General features: G+C 53.2%; 11 protein-coding genes. 2 read left to right on the forward strand and 9 right to left on the reverse strand.

Translation table 11 applies throughout. The features are described 5' to 3' along the window. Nucleotides 1-22: 22 nt before the first annotated feature. From BN3795_RS03185 to BN3795_RS03225, 9 genes are all read right to left on the reverse strand, one after another. On the reverse strand, nucleotides 23-1,870 hold the full coding sequence (locus BN3795_RS03185) for a glycoside hydrolase family 127 protein (protein WP_068783311.1): 1,848 nt from the start codon (nucleotides 1,868-1,870) through the stop codon (nucleotides 23-25). 31 nt (nucleotides 1,871-1,901) lie between these two features. Further along, nucleotides 1,902-2,732, reverse strand: coding sequence for a carbohydrate ABC transporter permease (locus BN3795_RS03190; RefSeq protein ID WP_068783312.1), 831 nt, complete (start codon nucleotides 2,730-2,732; stop codon nucleotides 1,902-1,904). Continuing rightward, nucleotides 2,732-3,640: a carbohydrate ABC transporter permease gene (locus tag BN3795_RS03195; protein WP_068783628.1), complete on the reverse strand. Its 909-nt coding sequence runs from the start codon at nucleotides 3,638-3,640 to the stop codon at nucleotides 2,732-2,734. Before BN3795_RS03195 ends, BN3795_RS03190 begins: the two co-directional genes overlap by 1 nt. 116 nt (nucleotides 3,641-3,756) lie before the next feature. After that, nucleotides 3,757-5,172, reverse strand: coding sequence for an ABC transporter substrate-binding protein (locus tag BN3795_RS03200; protein ID WP_068783629.1), 1,416 nt, complete (start codon nucleotides 5,170-5,172; stop codon nucleotides 3,757-3,759). A gap of 125 nt (nucleotides 5,173-5,297) precedes the next feature. Then, nucleotides 5,298-7,064 carry a sensor histidine kinase gene (locus BN3795_RS03205; RefSeq protein WP_068783313.1) on the reverse strand — a complete coding sequence of 589 codons (1,767 nt, stop codon included), beginning with the start codon at nucleotides 7,062-7,064 and terminating at the stop codon, nucleotides 5,298-5,300. Continuing rightward, a complete protein-coding gene (locus BN3795_RS03210; protein WP_198524636.1) occupies nucleotides 7,061-8,680 on the reverse strand; it encodes a response regulator transcription factor in 1,620 nt (539 codons plus the stop codon). Before BN3795_RS03210 ends, BN3795_RS03205 begins: the two co-directional genes overlap by 4 nt. Nucleotides 8,681-8,796: 116 nt before the next feature. Next, on the reverse strand, nucleotides 8,797-10,419 hold the full coding sequence (locus BN3795_RS03215) for an extracellular solute-binding protein (protein ID WP_068783315.1): 1,623 nt from the start codon (nucleotides 10,417-10,419) through the stop codon (nucleotides 8,797-8,799). A gap of 47 nt (nucleotides 10,420-10,466) precedes the next feature. Then, entirely contained in the window at nucleotides 10,467-11,393 is a 927-nt protein-coding gene (locus tag BN3795_RS03220; RefSeq protein WP_408634999.1) for a carbohydrate ABC transporter permease, read from the reverse strand. Nucleotides 11,394-11,406: 13 nt separating this feature from the next. Continuing rightward, nucleotides 11,407-12,330: an ABC transporter permease gene (locus BN3795_RS03225; protein ID WP_068783317.1), complete on the reverse strand. Its 924-nt coding sequence runs from the start codon at nucleotides 12,328-12,330 to the stop codon at nucleotides 11,407-11,409. A 318-nt stretch (nucleotides 12,331-12,648) separates the two neighbouring features. On the opposite strand from BN3795_RS03225, the gene BN3795_RS03230 reads away from it, so the two are divergent. Together BN3795_RS03230 and BN3795_RS03235 are read left to right on the forward strand one after the other, a co-directional pair. Further along, nucleotides 12,649-14,394 carry a sensor histidine kinase gene (locus tag BN3795_RS03230; protein ID WP_068783318.1) on the forward strand — a complete coding sequence of 582 codons (1,746 nt, stop codon included), beginning with the start codon at nucleotides 12,649-12,651 and terminating at the stop codon, nucleotides 14,392-14,394. Next, entirely contained in the window at nucleotides 14,391-16,022 is a 1,632-nt protein-coding gene (locus tag BN3795_RS03235; RefSeq protein WP_068783319.1) for a response regulator transcription factor, read from the forward strand. Before BN3795_RS03230 ends, BN3795_RS03235 begins: the two co-directional genes overlap by 4 nt. Nucleotides 16,023-16,073 lie beyond the last annotated feature (51 nt).

Genomic DNA, 16,073 nt, shown 5'->3' on the forward strand with positions numbered 1-16,073 from the left:
GTGCCTCCTTCTTCTTCTTGCATCAGCGCGTATACAATGTAGAATTCTCCGCTTCGGGGATCCATACCTGCATAAAATCGGGTTCCCGATTGTCCCAAGCATAATACGGAATTAGCGTAATTTGATTTCCATTCTCCTCCAGGCACGAGAGGGTAGTTACTCCCCCGAGTAATTCGGGTTGATGGTGGATGTAAAACGATTGATCCGCGGCGACGGCAAACGATTCATAGGCGAGTGCGGCGTTATCCACGGCTTCCGCGCAATATACAATCGGACCCCGTTGAAAGCTAATATGCCCGCGATTGGCTTCCACCTCGGGTCTTGAACGCACCGTTTCCACCGGCATGTCAAGCTCCAACACCAGGATTTGTCCGGGCTCCCACTTGCGGGACAAAACAACATATCCTTGACGGGTCAACGCCTCGTCTTGCCCGATTTCGACGCCTCCAACCGAAAGCCGATAATTTCGGCACCATCCCGGAATGCGTAGCCTCAAGGAAAACTCGTCCGCTATTTCCGGCTGGATCTCCAATTCAATTCTACCATCCCAAGGGTAGTTTGTTCGCTGGTGGATCCGGACGGATGCTTCGCCGCTGCCGCGAAGCGGCAATTCCCCTTCCCCGTTGATATATTGATTCACCACAATCCCTTCCTCCGTTACCGCATAGGCGTATTGCCCGATCGACGGAAGGAAACGGACCAAGTTGGTCGGACAACAAGAGGTATCGTACCATTCGGTTCGATGATGCTCCCCGCGGGATGCCAGAGGATTCACATAGAAGAACTTGTCACCCGACAGCGAAATTCCCGCCAACGCTCCATTGTACATTTCTCTTTCGACCACATCGGCATATCTGGCATCCCCAAATAACAAATTCATGCGGTGATTCCAGAACGCCATCGCAATGGCAGCACAGGTCTCGCAGTAGGCCGTGTCGTTGGGCAGATCGAAGTCGTGCGTAAAACCCTCGTTATGCCGGGAAGGGCCGATTCCTCCGGTGATATACATGTTCCGTTCCACCGTGCTGGACCATACCCGGTGCAGCGCCTCAACGTAAGACGGCTGGCCGGATGCCAGCATGACATCGGCCATCGCCGTATACAAATACATGGCGCGGACCGCATGCCCGGTCACCTTCTCGATCTGCTTGACCGGCACATCGTCTTGACAATAAGCAGGCCCCCATTCCTCCTTGTTCCAGATCTCCCCAACGCCGTAACCATGGCCGCGTTCCTCAAGGAGCCAGAGGGAAAGCTTCCAATATCGCTCTTCCCCCGTGGCCAGGTACAGTTTAACAAGGGCAAGTTCGATCTCTTCATGCCCTTCAACCCAATGACGTTTGCCTGGACCAAACAGGCGGTCGTAATGGTCGGCCAGCCGGCAGGCTACGTCAAGCAGCTTCCGCTTGCCGGTCGCTTCGTAATAGGCCACCGCCGCTTCGATCAAATGGCCGCCATTGTACATTTCATGTTTCTCCATGTCGGTCCATTTCCGTTCAGGCGCTTCCAGCGTAAAATAAGTGCACAGGTACCCATCGTCCTCTTGCGCCGCTTCAATCCATTCGATGATTCGATCCAGGTCTTGTTCAAGGTTCGGATCACGTTTGACCCTCAGAGAATAGGCGGCGCCTTCAAGTACTTTGTATACATCCGAATCATTAAAATAGATCCCTTCAAAGCCGCCGTCCATCAAACCGCCCGCTTTGGCGAAATTCGCGATCCTGCCCGTCCGCTCGCATTGATCCAAGCAAGCGGGTAACGTGACCTGCCGCAACACTTCCAGCCGCGGCCGCCAAAAGTCATCCTCAATCTTGACCTTCGTAAAGGGAACCGACTGCCAGCGCCGTAATTCTTGTTTTGTTTCCGTCACTTTCTTCCCCTCCTGCCTCTTCCTGATTCAATCATCCCTTTAGGCCGGTCAACGTAATGCCTTCCAGGAAATAACGCTGGCCTACCAGAAATACGATGACGCAAGGCAATACGACGACGGCCGAAGCGGCCATCAGCAAATCCCATTGCGCGCTGTAAGTGCCTTGGAACATTTGCAGACCTAGTGCAAGCGTATAGTTGCTGTCGCTCTTCAGATAGATTAACGGTCCCATAAAATCGTTCCAAGCTCCCAAGAACGTAAATAACGCGACGACTATTACAGCCGAACGGCTCAGCGGTAAGATAATCCGATAATAGATTTGAAAGTAACTCGCGCCGTCGACCACCGCCGCTTCATCGAAATCCTTGGGAATCCCCATGTAAAACTGGCGTAATAGAAATATATTAAACATGCCCCCGCCGAAGAACGCAGGCAACGTCAAGGGATAAAAGGTGTCGTAAAAGCCCAGCCACTTCCAGCCGATAAAGCTCGGGATCATCGTGACCGCCGACGGAAGCATCATGCTCGACAGCAAAATCGCAAACACCACGTTCCGACCCTTCCATTGAATTCGCGAGAACCCAAACGCCGAGATCGTGCTCGAGAGCACCGTCCCGATCAGGACGGAAACGACGATAATCAGCGTGTTGACAAAGAATCTTCCGAACGGCAAAATCGTCAGCGCCCTTTTAAAGTTATCCCAATGAAACGGCTTCGGAATCCATTCCGGCGGCATGATGAAGATCTGCGACAAATCCATCAGTGCGCTGCGAAGCAACCACACAAACGGAGTCATGAATAGAATGGAAATGAGGATCAGGGCGAAGTAACCGGCGGCCAGCTTCAGTTTGGAGTCTTTCATTAGCGTTCTTCCCCCTCGTAGTACACCCAAGACTTGGAAAATTTAAAGATCAAGAACGTGAAGAAAAGAATGATGATGAAAAGAACCCAGGCGAGCGCGGAAGCATACCCCATCTCGGTCTCGTTGAAGGCGGTACGCCATAAATAAAACACGAAGAACAAACTTTTATTGTTGGGTCCTCCCTGAGTCAAAATGTAGGCTTCGTTGAACACTTGGAAGGAACTGATAATGGTCATGACCGTATTAAAGAAAATGGTTGGCGTCAACATCGGAATCGTGATGCTGTGAAGCTTGCGGAACCAACCGCCCCCGTCCACTTCAATGGCTTCGTAATAACTCTTGGGAATGCCGGATAACCCGGCCAAAAAGATGATAACCGTCCCCCCGATCCCCCACAGCGTCGTAATCACAACCGAGGGAATGACGCTCCGTTCCGAGAACAACCAGGCGCTGGTCGGCAGATGAAGCCATTGCAGAACGGTGTTGACGAGGCCCAGATCCGGGTTGAGCAGCCACAGCCAAATCATCGCCGAAGCGACGGCCGGGACGATACTCGGCAAATAAATGATCGTGCGGAACAACGCCCGCGCTTTAATGTTCATATTGAGCAACAGGGCAATGAGAAATGAGATGAGAATGACGGCCGGGACGCGCAGGATTACGAAGTAGAACGTTGCGCTGAGCGACTTATAGAAGAAATCGTCCTGCCCCGAAAACATCTTGATAAAGTGATCCAGACCAACGAAGGAAGTCCGATCTTTGAATACGCTATAATCGGTCAGACCCAGGAATAGACTGGCGATCATCGGGCCGGCCGTAAACAAAATGAAGCCCAGTACGGCCGGAGCCGTGAACAATAAGCCGTACCCTAATGCCTTCCGTTCCCGCCCGGTTGCCCTAGGCTTCATCGGTGCGCCGATCGGCCGAGCTTGCGCGGATGTCTCCATATGAATGAATCCTCCTGTTCGATGAGGTAGAGGAAAGGAAGACGGCGTTTCACCAATGGAACGCCGTCTCTCTTCCTTTATTTCGTGTCCCGGCGTCCTTGAACTTGGGCCTGCGCCTTCGCCGCGATGCCATCCATCGCTTCCTGGGCGGTTTGCTGTCCGAGCCACACTTTGTCCAGTGCAGGAGTGACGATATCCATGATCTTGTTGAAATTCTTCACGTAGCCGGTCGGGGTTTGATGCGTATGGTTCAACATGACATCAATGACAGCATCCTTGTAACCGGAAGGTCGGGATTTCTGATTCTCTGTCCATTTGGCGATCAGCTCAGGCTCGGTATACCAGCTCTTCAAGGAAGGCATCCAGGTGCCGTACTGCAGTAAATCAATCGAAGACTCCGGATCGATAAGCGCTTTCACAAGTTCCCAAGATTCCTGCGGATGTTCCGTCGACTTGAAGACGGAGAACATCGCGCAGACGACGGTTGATACCGGTGTCTTCATGACCGGCAATACGCCGACGTTGAAATTAAAGTTGGAATCGGCCAGAGCGCTGGTATTCCATTGTCCGTCCACCACCATCGCTACCTTTTTCGTTTGGAGCGCCACGTTGGTAGCCGGGATGTTTTTCGCTTGCACCGGCGAAGGCGCCACATGATGGACGTTGATCAAATCGGCAAGCTTTTGCAGCGCTTCTACGGCTTCGGGCTGATTCAGCGCAAAGCTCTTGCCGTCGGCAGAGATGAAATCGCCGCCATTGGAATAAATAAAATTGCTGTACGCCCCCCACCAAGTTCCGACATTAACGCCATACTGCTTGATGTTCTTCGGATCGAAATTCGGATCTGCGGCGTTCCGTCCTTTATTGTCCAGGGTTAGCTTCTTGGCGACATCCACGAATTCATCCCAGGTCCAAGCTTCCGACGCTTTGGCCGGCGGCACAGGAATTCCGGCTTCTTTGAATACATCTTCGTTATAGAAAAGGGCAAAGGTTTCCGGACCCGGCGCAATGCCGATGACGTTGCCGACTTCGGAGGAATAGATGATATTCGGCACCAAGCTGTCGGTGTTCAAATCAGGGTCGGAATCCATAAAAGTTTGTAAGTTCAGGAATTTCCCTTCTTCCGCCAAAGGAAAAGCGATCGTCGCCGATTCCATCATCGCGACGTCCGGCTCGTCGTTGCCCGCCACCATCGTCGTCAGCTTCGTATCGTAATCCGTCGGAATCGATTGCAGCTCGACCTTCACGTTCGGATGCGTTGCCTCGAAGTTGGCAATCGCCTTCTTGTCCACCGCTACCTCGTTAGGTGTCCCCCACAACGTCAAGTGCAGGGTAATCGGCTCACCGGACGCGCTCCCTGAATCCGAGGTTGTTTTGCCGCTATTCGTGACCGGCGTTGAACCTGTGTCAGACCTCGTACAAGCGGCCAACAACGTCACGGTCATTGCCAGGATTGTAATATACGAAAAGATGGATTTCCATTGTCGTTTCATATCCAACTGAACCCCTCCCAGAACCTTTCTCGTCATAGCTGCAGCTTATGATGCTTCTCATTATAGTAGCGAGATAGCGTTTTCAAAACCCGAACCTCATTGGAATGGTGGACATTGATTGGGAATTATCGCGGAAGTCGGATCCGGACCGTTGTCCCTTGACCGGGTTCGGAGAAAATCTCCACGCCGTACGCTTCACCATAAGTCATTTGGATACGTGCAATCGTATTTTTAATCCCTACCGAGGTCGACTTTTCATAAAGGATCTGCTCAATCATCTCTTGACTCATGCCCCGACCGTTATCGGCTACCTCAAATATCCGAGCTTCTCCTTCCAGCCTTCCGGAAACCGTAATATGCCCGCCCGATTCGATTTGATCGAAGCCGTGCAGAATGGCATTTTCGATAAACGGCTGAAACAGAAGGCGCGGAACCTTTGCCTCGAACAGGAGCGGATCCATGTCGTACCGAACCTCAAACTTGTTCTCAAAACGAGTCATCATAATATAGAAGTAACTCTTCATCCATTCGATTTCCTCGGATAGATTGACAGCTTGCCACTCCTTGCGCGAGGTGTAATGAAGCATGTTGGACAGGGCGACCAGCATTTTACTGAGCTCCTTCTGGCCGGATTCGATCGCCATCCAGTTCATGATATTCAGCGTATTGTATAGAAAATGGGGACTCATCTGCATATTCAGAGCTTGGATCTCCGCTTCCTTTTCCTTTAGCTGAATTTCATAATTTTCTTGGACCAGCATTTGAATCCGGTGGTTCATGCGATTAAACCGCAGCAGGAGAAAGCCAAATTCGTCTTTGGTACCAACCTCGACTCGCGTCCCGAAATCCCCTTCGCCAACCGATTTCATCGCGGCCAACAGCTTATGGATGGGTCCGGTAATCCGTCCAAGAATGATATAGGCAAACCCTGCGGCAATCACGAGGAGCAGAACAGAAAGCACCAGGGTCGAAGTCCGCATCGTTTGAACCAGGGGACCGACCAGCGCCGATTCCGGAGTCATCACGATCGACATCCAGCCGGTGACGGCGGACTGGTCAAAGCAAACGATCCGCTTCTCCCCGTTAATGTTCATCAGCCGTTTCCCGGTGCCCGCTTGTCTCAAATCGCGAATCCAGGACTCGCCATAAGTTTGCGTGATTTGGGCGGGGTCGGAACTGCCCACGACATGATTCTGCGGATCGATCACCAAGTAGGTGGAGCCGGAAGGAATGCTGTCATCAAACAAGGACCGGAACATATCCGCTTTAAAGCTAATGTTCAGAATCGGTCGTTCTACGTTGGGATTCAGCCCCACCAGCGAGGAGTTCTCTACATAAGAAAAGTTCAGCTGTCTGGTTGCCGAGAACATATAACGGTAATCGATATCTCCCGAAGTCAGCCACGGCTGGTCGAACATCGACGTGAAGTCGTAGGTCGGGTACCATACGATCTTGCCTGCCGATTTCTTGGCGGCTTGATAGATTTGGGATCGGGTAGGATCTCCCTGGGGAAGCGAACGCTGCGTTCCGAACGTGTAATAGGAGGTCCACAATTGGTAGGCGTATACATCTTCATCCTGGGTGAAAAATTTGCTTAAGATCGCGGATACCTGCCGATCGGCATCCAGCAATTGAGCGGAATCGGAAGGGTCCAGTTCATTAAAAATCCGATTCAAATCTTTGTCCACGAACAAAGCCAATGTGCCTTGCTCGACTTTGCGCAGTTTGGTGTCCATCACCTCATTGCTTTTCTTGACGATCTCGTACACGTTCTGCTGAGCTTGTTCCGTAATCAGATGCAGGCTGGTGCGATAATAAACCAGGCTTAACGCAAACAGCGGGAGCGCGATGAGGATGAGGTAACTGGCCAATAAACGAGAACGAAACTTCAAGGAGCATCCCCCTCTTGAACCGAAGATATGGATAAATGCCGGAAGCTCTCCGGAGACATCCCCGTTTGCTTCTTGAACACTCTGGAGAAGTATTTCGTATCTTTGTATCCGCAGGCTGCGGCAATCTCATATACTTTCAGACCGCCGCCTGCCAGCAGTTCCTTCGCCCGCTTCATTCGGAGTTCAATGAGGAAGTCCGAGAAACTCTTGCCGGTCCGATTCTTAAAGAGCGTGCTGAAATAGGAAACGTTAAAATGATACCGATCCGCCACGGATTCCAGCGATAACTCCTCCATGTAATGCTCTCGAAGGAATGCGACGCAATGATCGATCACCAGCTCTCGCTTGTCCGACTTCAGCCGGCTCCAATAAGACGCCACTTCGTGGAGACAGGCCTCCACGATCGACAGGAGTTCGGAGAACTTCCGGCTGGACGGGATCAGTTGGGTCGTGGCTTCGGTAAGCTTCATCCCCGTTTCCGTTCCGATCCCTTCACTCATCCCGTTCTTCAGCTTTATCAGCGTAAGCGATGTGAACTCTCTGAGGAGATCCGGATCCGTAAGCCCTCCTGCGGCGAATGTCTGAAGAGCCGTATGGCAAAGGGCGAAGGCGGCATCGGCATCCCCTTGCTTTAGAGCCGCGTTTAAGGCTTCCTCATGCAGTTGGGCAGAGGAGCGCCCGCCCATCAGCTCGTCCGCAAACAACACTCCGTTCCAACGGTCATAGAAGAGATACTTGCTCGCATTCCGGGCCTTTCTGTATACCTCCGGAGCCTCCTCGCCCAGATGATCGCAGGCGGGACCGATGGCATGGGTGCATCTGCCGTCATCGCTCCACTTCTTGCCCAGCGAAGTGAAAGCCTCTCGGATTGCGATCCGCTCGTTCAACAGAACATTTCGTGAGGTTTGAAGGATCGTCGCGATCATCAACCGATCGTTGGAAGCCCTTTCAAGCCAAAGTGCCGAAATGACTACTCCAAAGGCATGGCCAAACCTGGACCCTATGGCTTCAAGGTCGCGTTGCACCTCCTCCGCACTGACTGCCCTTTGAGCTCCAGGATAGGGTTGGTATTCACTGAAAATCACGGTGCCTTCGCCGATAGGGAATCCGGCCAATTCAAGCTCTCGCCGACCTAACGCCGATAAGTTCCCAGCCAGCCAATCGAACGCAAGCTGCTTGAGATGCGCGCTTGTCGTGATCGACAAGCGTTCCCGAATCCGTTCGGCTTCCCTGCGCTCGGCGGCCTCCTTGCTCAATTCCGCTTCGGCACGCGTCAATACGTCCTCCAGCTTCTCGATGTCGACGGGTTTCAAAATATAATCATAAGCACCATATCGAAGAGCATTCTGAGCGTATTCAAACAAGTTATAAGCGCTCAACATGATCACCTTTGGCTTGTACTGGAGCTTCTGTAGTTCGCTTAACAGGGTCAACCCGTCCATGTTAGGCATGCGAATATCGCTTAAGATCATTTCTGGCCGTTCTTCGTGGATAGCAGCCAGTGCCTGGACCCCATCCTTGGCGATAAGCAGCTTCGCATGGGGACGAGTCGATTGAATCATAGCCGCCATTCCCCGGCAATGTCTCGGTTCATCATCAACAATGAGTACCTTCATATCCTTCATCCCTTCGTGAGTATTCCCCAAGCCTTTCCGCCTTTCCCTACACCTTATCAAAACAAAAACCGCCCTGCAATTGGATTAGCAGAGCGATTCTATAGGAATTAAACCGTTTATTTCACACTCATATAACGGTCATAGGCGTCGGTGCGGATTTTCATCAGCTTCTCCAGGCCCATGTCGTTCAGCTTCTTCACATAAGCGTCCCAGCCTTCGTCAATGCCGCCTTTGGTTACCCACTGGGCGCGCATCGTCGCCACATAGGTATCGATGTCCGTCGTCAAGGTCGGGAGCTCCTGGAACTCCTCGGCCGTATACATGACGTTCGGGAACGGCGTTGTCACGTATTCGCTGCCCATCTTGTCGATCTCCAGCTTCAGGCCGTCCCCGGCTTTCGGGTTCAGCACGATGCTTTTCTCGAAGGAAGGGCTGACGTATTTCGGTCCAAAGTCCCGCAGCGACTGCTCCCAATACCAGGCGTCCGCGCTGGTTCCGGCCGGCGGATCCATCAGCGTATAGGTGCCGTCGTCGTTCTTCTGGATGACCGTGCCGATCGCACCCCAGAAGTTCTGAATGCTCGCTTCGTTAGTGTAGAACTGGTCGGCCCAGCGAGCGGCCACTTCCGGATATTTGCAAGACGTCGTGATTAGCAGCTCGTTGCGGTTAAAGCTCATGCCGTTCGGATTGCCCGGGTTGTAGCGCTTCCCGTCGGGACCTGCGATCGGCGGAATGGCGGCGTATTGGTCGCTCCATTTGCCGAACACGGCGTCCGGCGTCCATTGGTTCGTGAACCCGACGATCGGAGCGTCCGCGTTCTGCTGCTTGGCCGACGTCATCGTCGCATCCTGAGTGAACAGCTCTTTGTCGATCAGGCCTTCCGCATACAGCTTATTGGCGAATTTCAAGCCTTCCTTGTACGCTTCGCTGATTGGATAGTACACCGGTTTCCCGTCTTTCACCAGCATGTTATTAGCGTTGATGTCCGTGATGCCGAACGGGTTCAGGAAATCCGGCGCCAGTCCGGTTTCGGTATACGGAATTTCGTCCGGTTTCCCGTTGCCGTTCGGATCTTGCTCCTTAAACGCTTTCAGCACGTTATAAAGATCGTCGATCGTGTCCGGGACTTGAAGCCCCAGTTGATCGAGCCATGCCTTGTTGATGACCGGCTGATTTTTCGTTTTCGGACGCGACGGCAGCCGGGTCGGCAAGGAGTAGATTTTGCCGTCCGGGAACGTGCTGATCTTCTTCAGCTCCGGCGTCTCGGCCATGGCGGCTTTGAGGTTCGGCATATATTGATCGATGTAATCATCGAGCGGACGGAAATAGCTTAAGTTATTGACGATATCGGAATCGGAAAAGGTCTGGTCGCCCAGGATGATGTCCGGCAGCGTGCCGCTGGCCAGCATGATCGATTTCTGCTCGCCCCAGTCGTTGGACGATACGACCTGCCATTCGATTTTGACGTTCGTGTTCGTCTCCAAATCCTTTAACCATTGGTTCTGGGTAAACGTATCGCCCATATTCCCCCAACGCATCGTCAGGACTTTGAGCGTTACCGGTTCGTTCACGATCGGCAGCCCTTCCTGATTGAAATTGCTCGTATCGCTTGGCGCTGGGTTCCCCGAACCCGCGGAAGTATCGCCTCCGCCGCAGCCCGCCAGCCCGAAGGCGAGCGCGCCTGCAAGCACCAGCGCCGTCCATTTTTTCGCTGCGAATTTGCCGGCTTGTTTGCTCATTGAAAGATCCCCCATTCATTGTTTTTGCCCTGCTTCAACGTAACGGACTAGCTCTTTACTGCGCCGATCATCACCCCCTGATTGAAGTATTTTTGCAGGAAGGGATACACGCACATGATCGGAACGGTCGCGATGATAATGACGGAATACCGCATCAGATTGGCGAGCCGGAGCGCGATTTGCGCCGCTTCGCCGGTACCCATGCCCGACTGCATTTGATTCGTGATCAGAATGTTGCGCAGGACGAGCTGCAGGGGGTGCAGGTCCGGATTTTTCAAATAAATCAAAGCGTTGAAATAAGAGTTCCAATAACCGACGGCGATCCAAAGCCCCAGCACCGCGATGATCGCCTTGGACAGCGGCAGCACGATTTGGGCGAAATAACGGAGGTTGCCGCAGCCGTCGAGTTGCGCCGCCTCCCACAGGTCCTCGGGAATGCTCGATTGGAAGAACGTCCGGGCGACGATGATATCGTACACGATCACGGAAAACGGCAGGACCATGACCAGAAACGTATCGTACAGATGGAAATCCCGAATCGTCAAGAAGGTCGGGATCAGCCCGCCGCTGAAAAACATCGTGAAGATGAAAAACAAGGAAAGGAACTTTCGTCCGACGAGATCCTTCCGCGACAGCGCGTACGCCGCTGACACGTTGACAACCAGGCCGATGGCCGTGCCCGCTACCGTATACCCTATCGTGTTTCGGTACCCGATCCAAATGTTTTCGTGCTTGAACAGCTCCTTGTACCCGTCCAGGGTAAATCCCTTGGGAACGAACCACACCTGCCCGTTCGCCACCGCTGACGGATCGCTGAAGGAAGCGATCACGATAAAATAAAGCGGATACATCAAGACGATCAGAAACAAGACGGCAAAAACATAAAGCAGTACTTCCATCACTTTGTCGGACGAGCGGTTGTTGATCGGCTGCGGGGTCGTGCCCGCCACCGAATTGGCTGTGTCCATCTCCATCTCCTCCTTTCCTCTACCATAAGCTGTTCTCGCTGTATTTTTTCGAAATCTGGTTCACCAGAATCAACAGCAGGAAGTTAATAACGGTGTTGAACAGGTTGACGGCTGAGGAGAAGCTGTACTGACTGCTCAATAAGCCGATTTTGTAGATATACGTGGACAAGATTTCGCTTGCGGGAATGTTCAGGTCGTTTTGCATGAGATAGACCTTTTCAAATCCAACCCCCAGCAGCCCGCCAACTCGTAAAATCAGCAGCGTAATCGCCGTCGGCATCAGCATCGGGATATCGATGTAGCGGATTTTGTGCCAGCGGCTGGCCCCGTCAACCGTCGCCGCCTCATACAGGCTCGGATCGACCGTGGACAACGCGGCGATGTAAATGATGCTGTCCCATCCGACATGCTGCCACACGTCCGACCAGACGTAAATGCTGCTGAACCATCCCGCCGAGCCGATCAGATCGGGCGCCTCTCCTCCGAACAGTTTGTACAGATTGCCGACTAGGCCGGTGCTCGGGGAGAGCAGGATCAGCATCAACCCGACCATGACGACCGTGGAAATAAAATGCGGCATGTACGAAATCGTTTGGAAAAACCGGCGGAACCGGTTCGCCCGCATCTGATTGACCATCAACGCCAGCGCGATCGGAATCGGAAAGGTAGCGATGCTGTACAGGCTGATGACGATGGTGTTCTTAATGGTCGTCGAAAATTGATAAGAATGGAAAAATTTCTCGAAATGCTTCAGCCCCACCCACGGACTGCCGTTAATGCCCAGCGCCGGACTGTAGTCCTTGAACGCAATCAGCACGCCGTACATCGGTTTATACGCGAACAGCAGCGTCAGCACCACTGCGGGCAACAGCAACAAATAAAGTCCGCCGTTTCGCTTGATTTGTCCGAATGTGCGCCTACTCCCAAATGCGCCGGATTTCATGACATCCCCTCCTTCTCTTTCCGTGTGTCTCCTGTTTGTTTGATGTCTGCTGCAACATCCTTAGTATAGCGCCCGGCCTTGCGCGTTTACCGGACCAGAAACAGGCGCTAACCGGACTTTTTATCACACACTCTTCAAGTCACCAGAGGATATTGGATAACGTTATTCAGACCTTCTTATGTACTTTCCGGACTTTCCGCGAAACCGAAGGGATGTCTTATTCTTTTTTTAATGAAAGGTTTTATAATAGAATTAAAATTCACTAAAGCGCATTCATATGAACCTAAAGCGCGGGAAAGGATGCGGCGCTAGCAAGCTATGGCCAAGTCGACGAAAATCAAACAGTATCCGGTCCGCCATTACGTCAATATCATGTTTCTGATTTCCTTTGTTGTCCTGATCCTGGATTTCGCCATCAGCATTTCTGCGATATCGATCGTCAAGCAGCAATCCACACGCTATTTGCAGGACACCGCCGACTTGTACATCCATCGGATCAATCACGATTTTGCCTATATCAACCATTATACGGGCTGGACGCTGGCGAACGATGAAAACCTGAAAGCGATGAACGACAGCCCCATGAACAGCGCGGAATTTTTCGAAGGGAACGAAAACCTGCACAAGCGCTTTAACGAGCTGCAGAAAAACTACGGGCAGGAATACAACTTTTTCGTGTATTTGAAGAAGCAGGATTTCTTCCTCAACTGCGCGCCGATCAGTATTCCTTACGCGGATTATCTGGAGCTGAAGGAGCAAGTGATCGCCAACGTGGAAGCGGACCGAAACTTGTACGAGAAAATTTACTCCAAATGGACGCCGGTGCAGATTAACGGCAAATATTACATCACGAATATCGTGCCTTACCACGATAGCTACATGATCAGTTTGGTTTCGGCAGATCATTTGATCCGACCTTTGCGCGCGCTGAATCTCGGCAAAGACGGGTTTGTCTCCCTCATCGACGATCGCGGCATGGCCGTAACCACCCCGATCTCCAACAACGGCAAGCTGCTGGACGCGAATCCGCAGCCGTCTTCGTTACCGGATCTGTTCCGCGCCGGAACGACGGTCAACGGGGAGTTCACGAACGCCTCTTTTCATGTGAAGCTGGTGATCCAGTTCGGAGCCTTCGAAAAAATCATGATTGCCCAGCTCCTCATCCTCCTGTTGGCCGTCATCATCTCCTGCAGCCTCGGATTCATCTTGCTATACTTCAGGAACACGGTGCTGCGGCCGATCAAGAGCTTCTCCTACAACCTGGCGTTTTGGACGGAGGAAGGCGAGCCGCTGGAATTCGAAAGCAGCAAAATCATCGAGCTGGAGAAAGCCAACAAGCAATTCATGAATCTGGTCGGCCAGATCAAGAAATTCAAAATCGACTTGTACGAGCGGGAGTTGGAGAAGCAGCGCATCCAGTTGGATTACATGAAGCTGCAGATCAAGCCGCATTTCTTCCTGAATTGCCTGACGAACATTTACAGCATGGCGCAAATGCAGTTGTACCGGGAGATCGAGCAGATGGCCTTGTCCACCTCGAAGTATTTCCGGTACATCTTCCAGAACGACGGCGACTTCGTCAAGCTGAGGGACGAGATCGAGCATGTGCGGATTTATCTCGATATCCAGAAACATCGGTATCCCGATGCTTTGGCCTACCGCATCGATGAGGAAGGTGCCCTGGCAGACGTCGAAATCCCGCCGCTCGTCCTGCAGACCTTCGTGGAGAACGCGGTCAAATACGCGGTATCCCGCGTCTCGCAGGTGCAAATCGAACTGGAGGTCCGGCTGCGGCAGGAAGGCGGCGAGGAGCGCATCACGATCCGGATCACCGATACCGGACCCGGATTCCCGCCGGCTATTCTGGAGGATTTGCAAAACGGGAACCCCCTGGATCAATCGGCGGGGACCCATATCGGGATCATGAACACGCTGCAGCGTTTGGAATCCCTATACGACGGTCAAGCAGCCGCATCGTTCTCCAACCGCGAGGACGGCGGAGCATGCGTAGTCTTATCCCTCCCGGCCTACGCCGGAATGAACAGGAGGAGCGTGGCCATATGAATGCTTTGGTCGTGGATGACGATGTCTACGTCGTCGCCGCTTTGGAGAAGAAGATCGATTGGACGGCGTTGGGGATCGAGAAAGTCTACACGGCAAACAACGTCGCCCAGGCTCGCGACATCCTGCAGCGGTACCCGGTGCAAATCCTGATCTCCGACATCGAGATGCCCCAGGGCAGCGGGCTGGAGCTGCTGGCTTGGATCCGCGAAGAGAAATATGCCGTTCAGGCCATCTTCCTGACCAATTACGCCGATTTCAACTACGCGCAAAAAGCCATCGAGCTGCAGAGCTTCGAATATTTCCTCAAGCCGATCGAATTCGATAAGCTGATGCTGATCCTGCGTAAAGCGGTCGCTCGGGCCAAGGAGCAACAACATCGGGAGAAAGCGATTCAAGAGGGGGCGCTTTGGCAGAAAAATCAGGCGAACCTGGTGGAGTATTTCTGGCGCAAGCTGGTCAGCGCCAGCGCAGCCGCGCCCGTCAAGCCGGGGGCGGTGGTCCAGGCGACGGAAGACCAGCAGCTGGCTTACCGCATGTCCGACCTCATCCAGCCGGTGCTGATTCACGTATTTCCCTACAACGGCAGCCTGGGTCGGAAGGAAAAGGGGTTATTCGACTTTGCCCTGGGGAACGTGCTGGGCGAGCTGCTGCAGAACCCGCGGTTTTCCGTCGAAACCCTCCTGGAGCTCAAGGATTATCATTGGATCGCGATCCTCAAGTGGAACGATCCGCCGGAGCCCGCGCTGCTTGCGGAATTATGCGCCGAATGGATCCGCCGGGCGAACGCGTATTTGAATTGCGACGCCTGCTGCTGCGTCGGTCTTTCCGGCCATTTGGAGAGAATCGGTCAGGCGCTGCACCAGTTGCTGGCGATGAACGAAAATTTGACCAAAACCCGCAACCGGACCTACTGGGCGGAGCGCGACGATCCGCAGAAGCAGCCGGAATACCTCCCTCCGGACTTGGCCCGTTTGGAAGAGTTGCTGCATCAAAACAATCCGGCTGCGTTTATGGAAGAAACGTCGCGTTACCTTAAGGACCGCCTGGACCGCAAGACGCTGGATACCGCGGGCCTTGCCTTGTTCCGCTTGGACATCGTGCAGCTCGTGTACGCCTTTCTGAAGATGAAAGGCATCGAAGCGCACAAACTGTACGCCGCGCGGGCCAACGAGCAATTGCTGGCCGGGTCCCTTCATTCGATCGAGGACATGGAGGAGTACGTGACCTATTTGGTCCACACCGCCCTGGCCTACCGGGACTTTGCCGCCGAGCCGAGGTCGGTCGCCGAGGAAATCAAGCAGTACATTCACGCGCATTACGGCGATGAACTGACCCGGAACGACCTGGCGGAGGTGGTTTACCTCAACCCGGATTATCTGGCCCGCTTGTTTAAGAAAGAAACGGGCGTCTCACTCGGCAGCTACGTGATCCAGGTCCGCATCTCCGTCGCCAAGCAGTTGCTTGAAACGACCAAGCTTTCGGTTTATGCGGTGGCCAATCAAGTCGGTTACGCCAACTACTCCTACTTCTCCAAGCTGTTTAAGCAGGAGGTCGGGGTCACACCGAACGAATATAAGAAGAACCCGCGAGGGGCGGCGGCGCGATCCCCGGTGGCGGAGCGGGCTTGAGGCGTGACCGTGCTGGGCGTCACAAAATGGGCCTTCCCGCCGTAAACGGCA

Source organism: Paenibacillus phocaeensis (assembly GCF_900021165.1).
Classification (GTDB): Bacteria; Bacillota; Bacilli; order Paenibacillales; family Paenibacillaceae; genus Fontibacillus; species Fontibacillus phocaensis.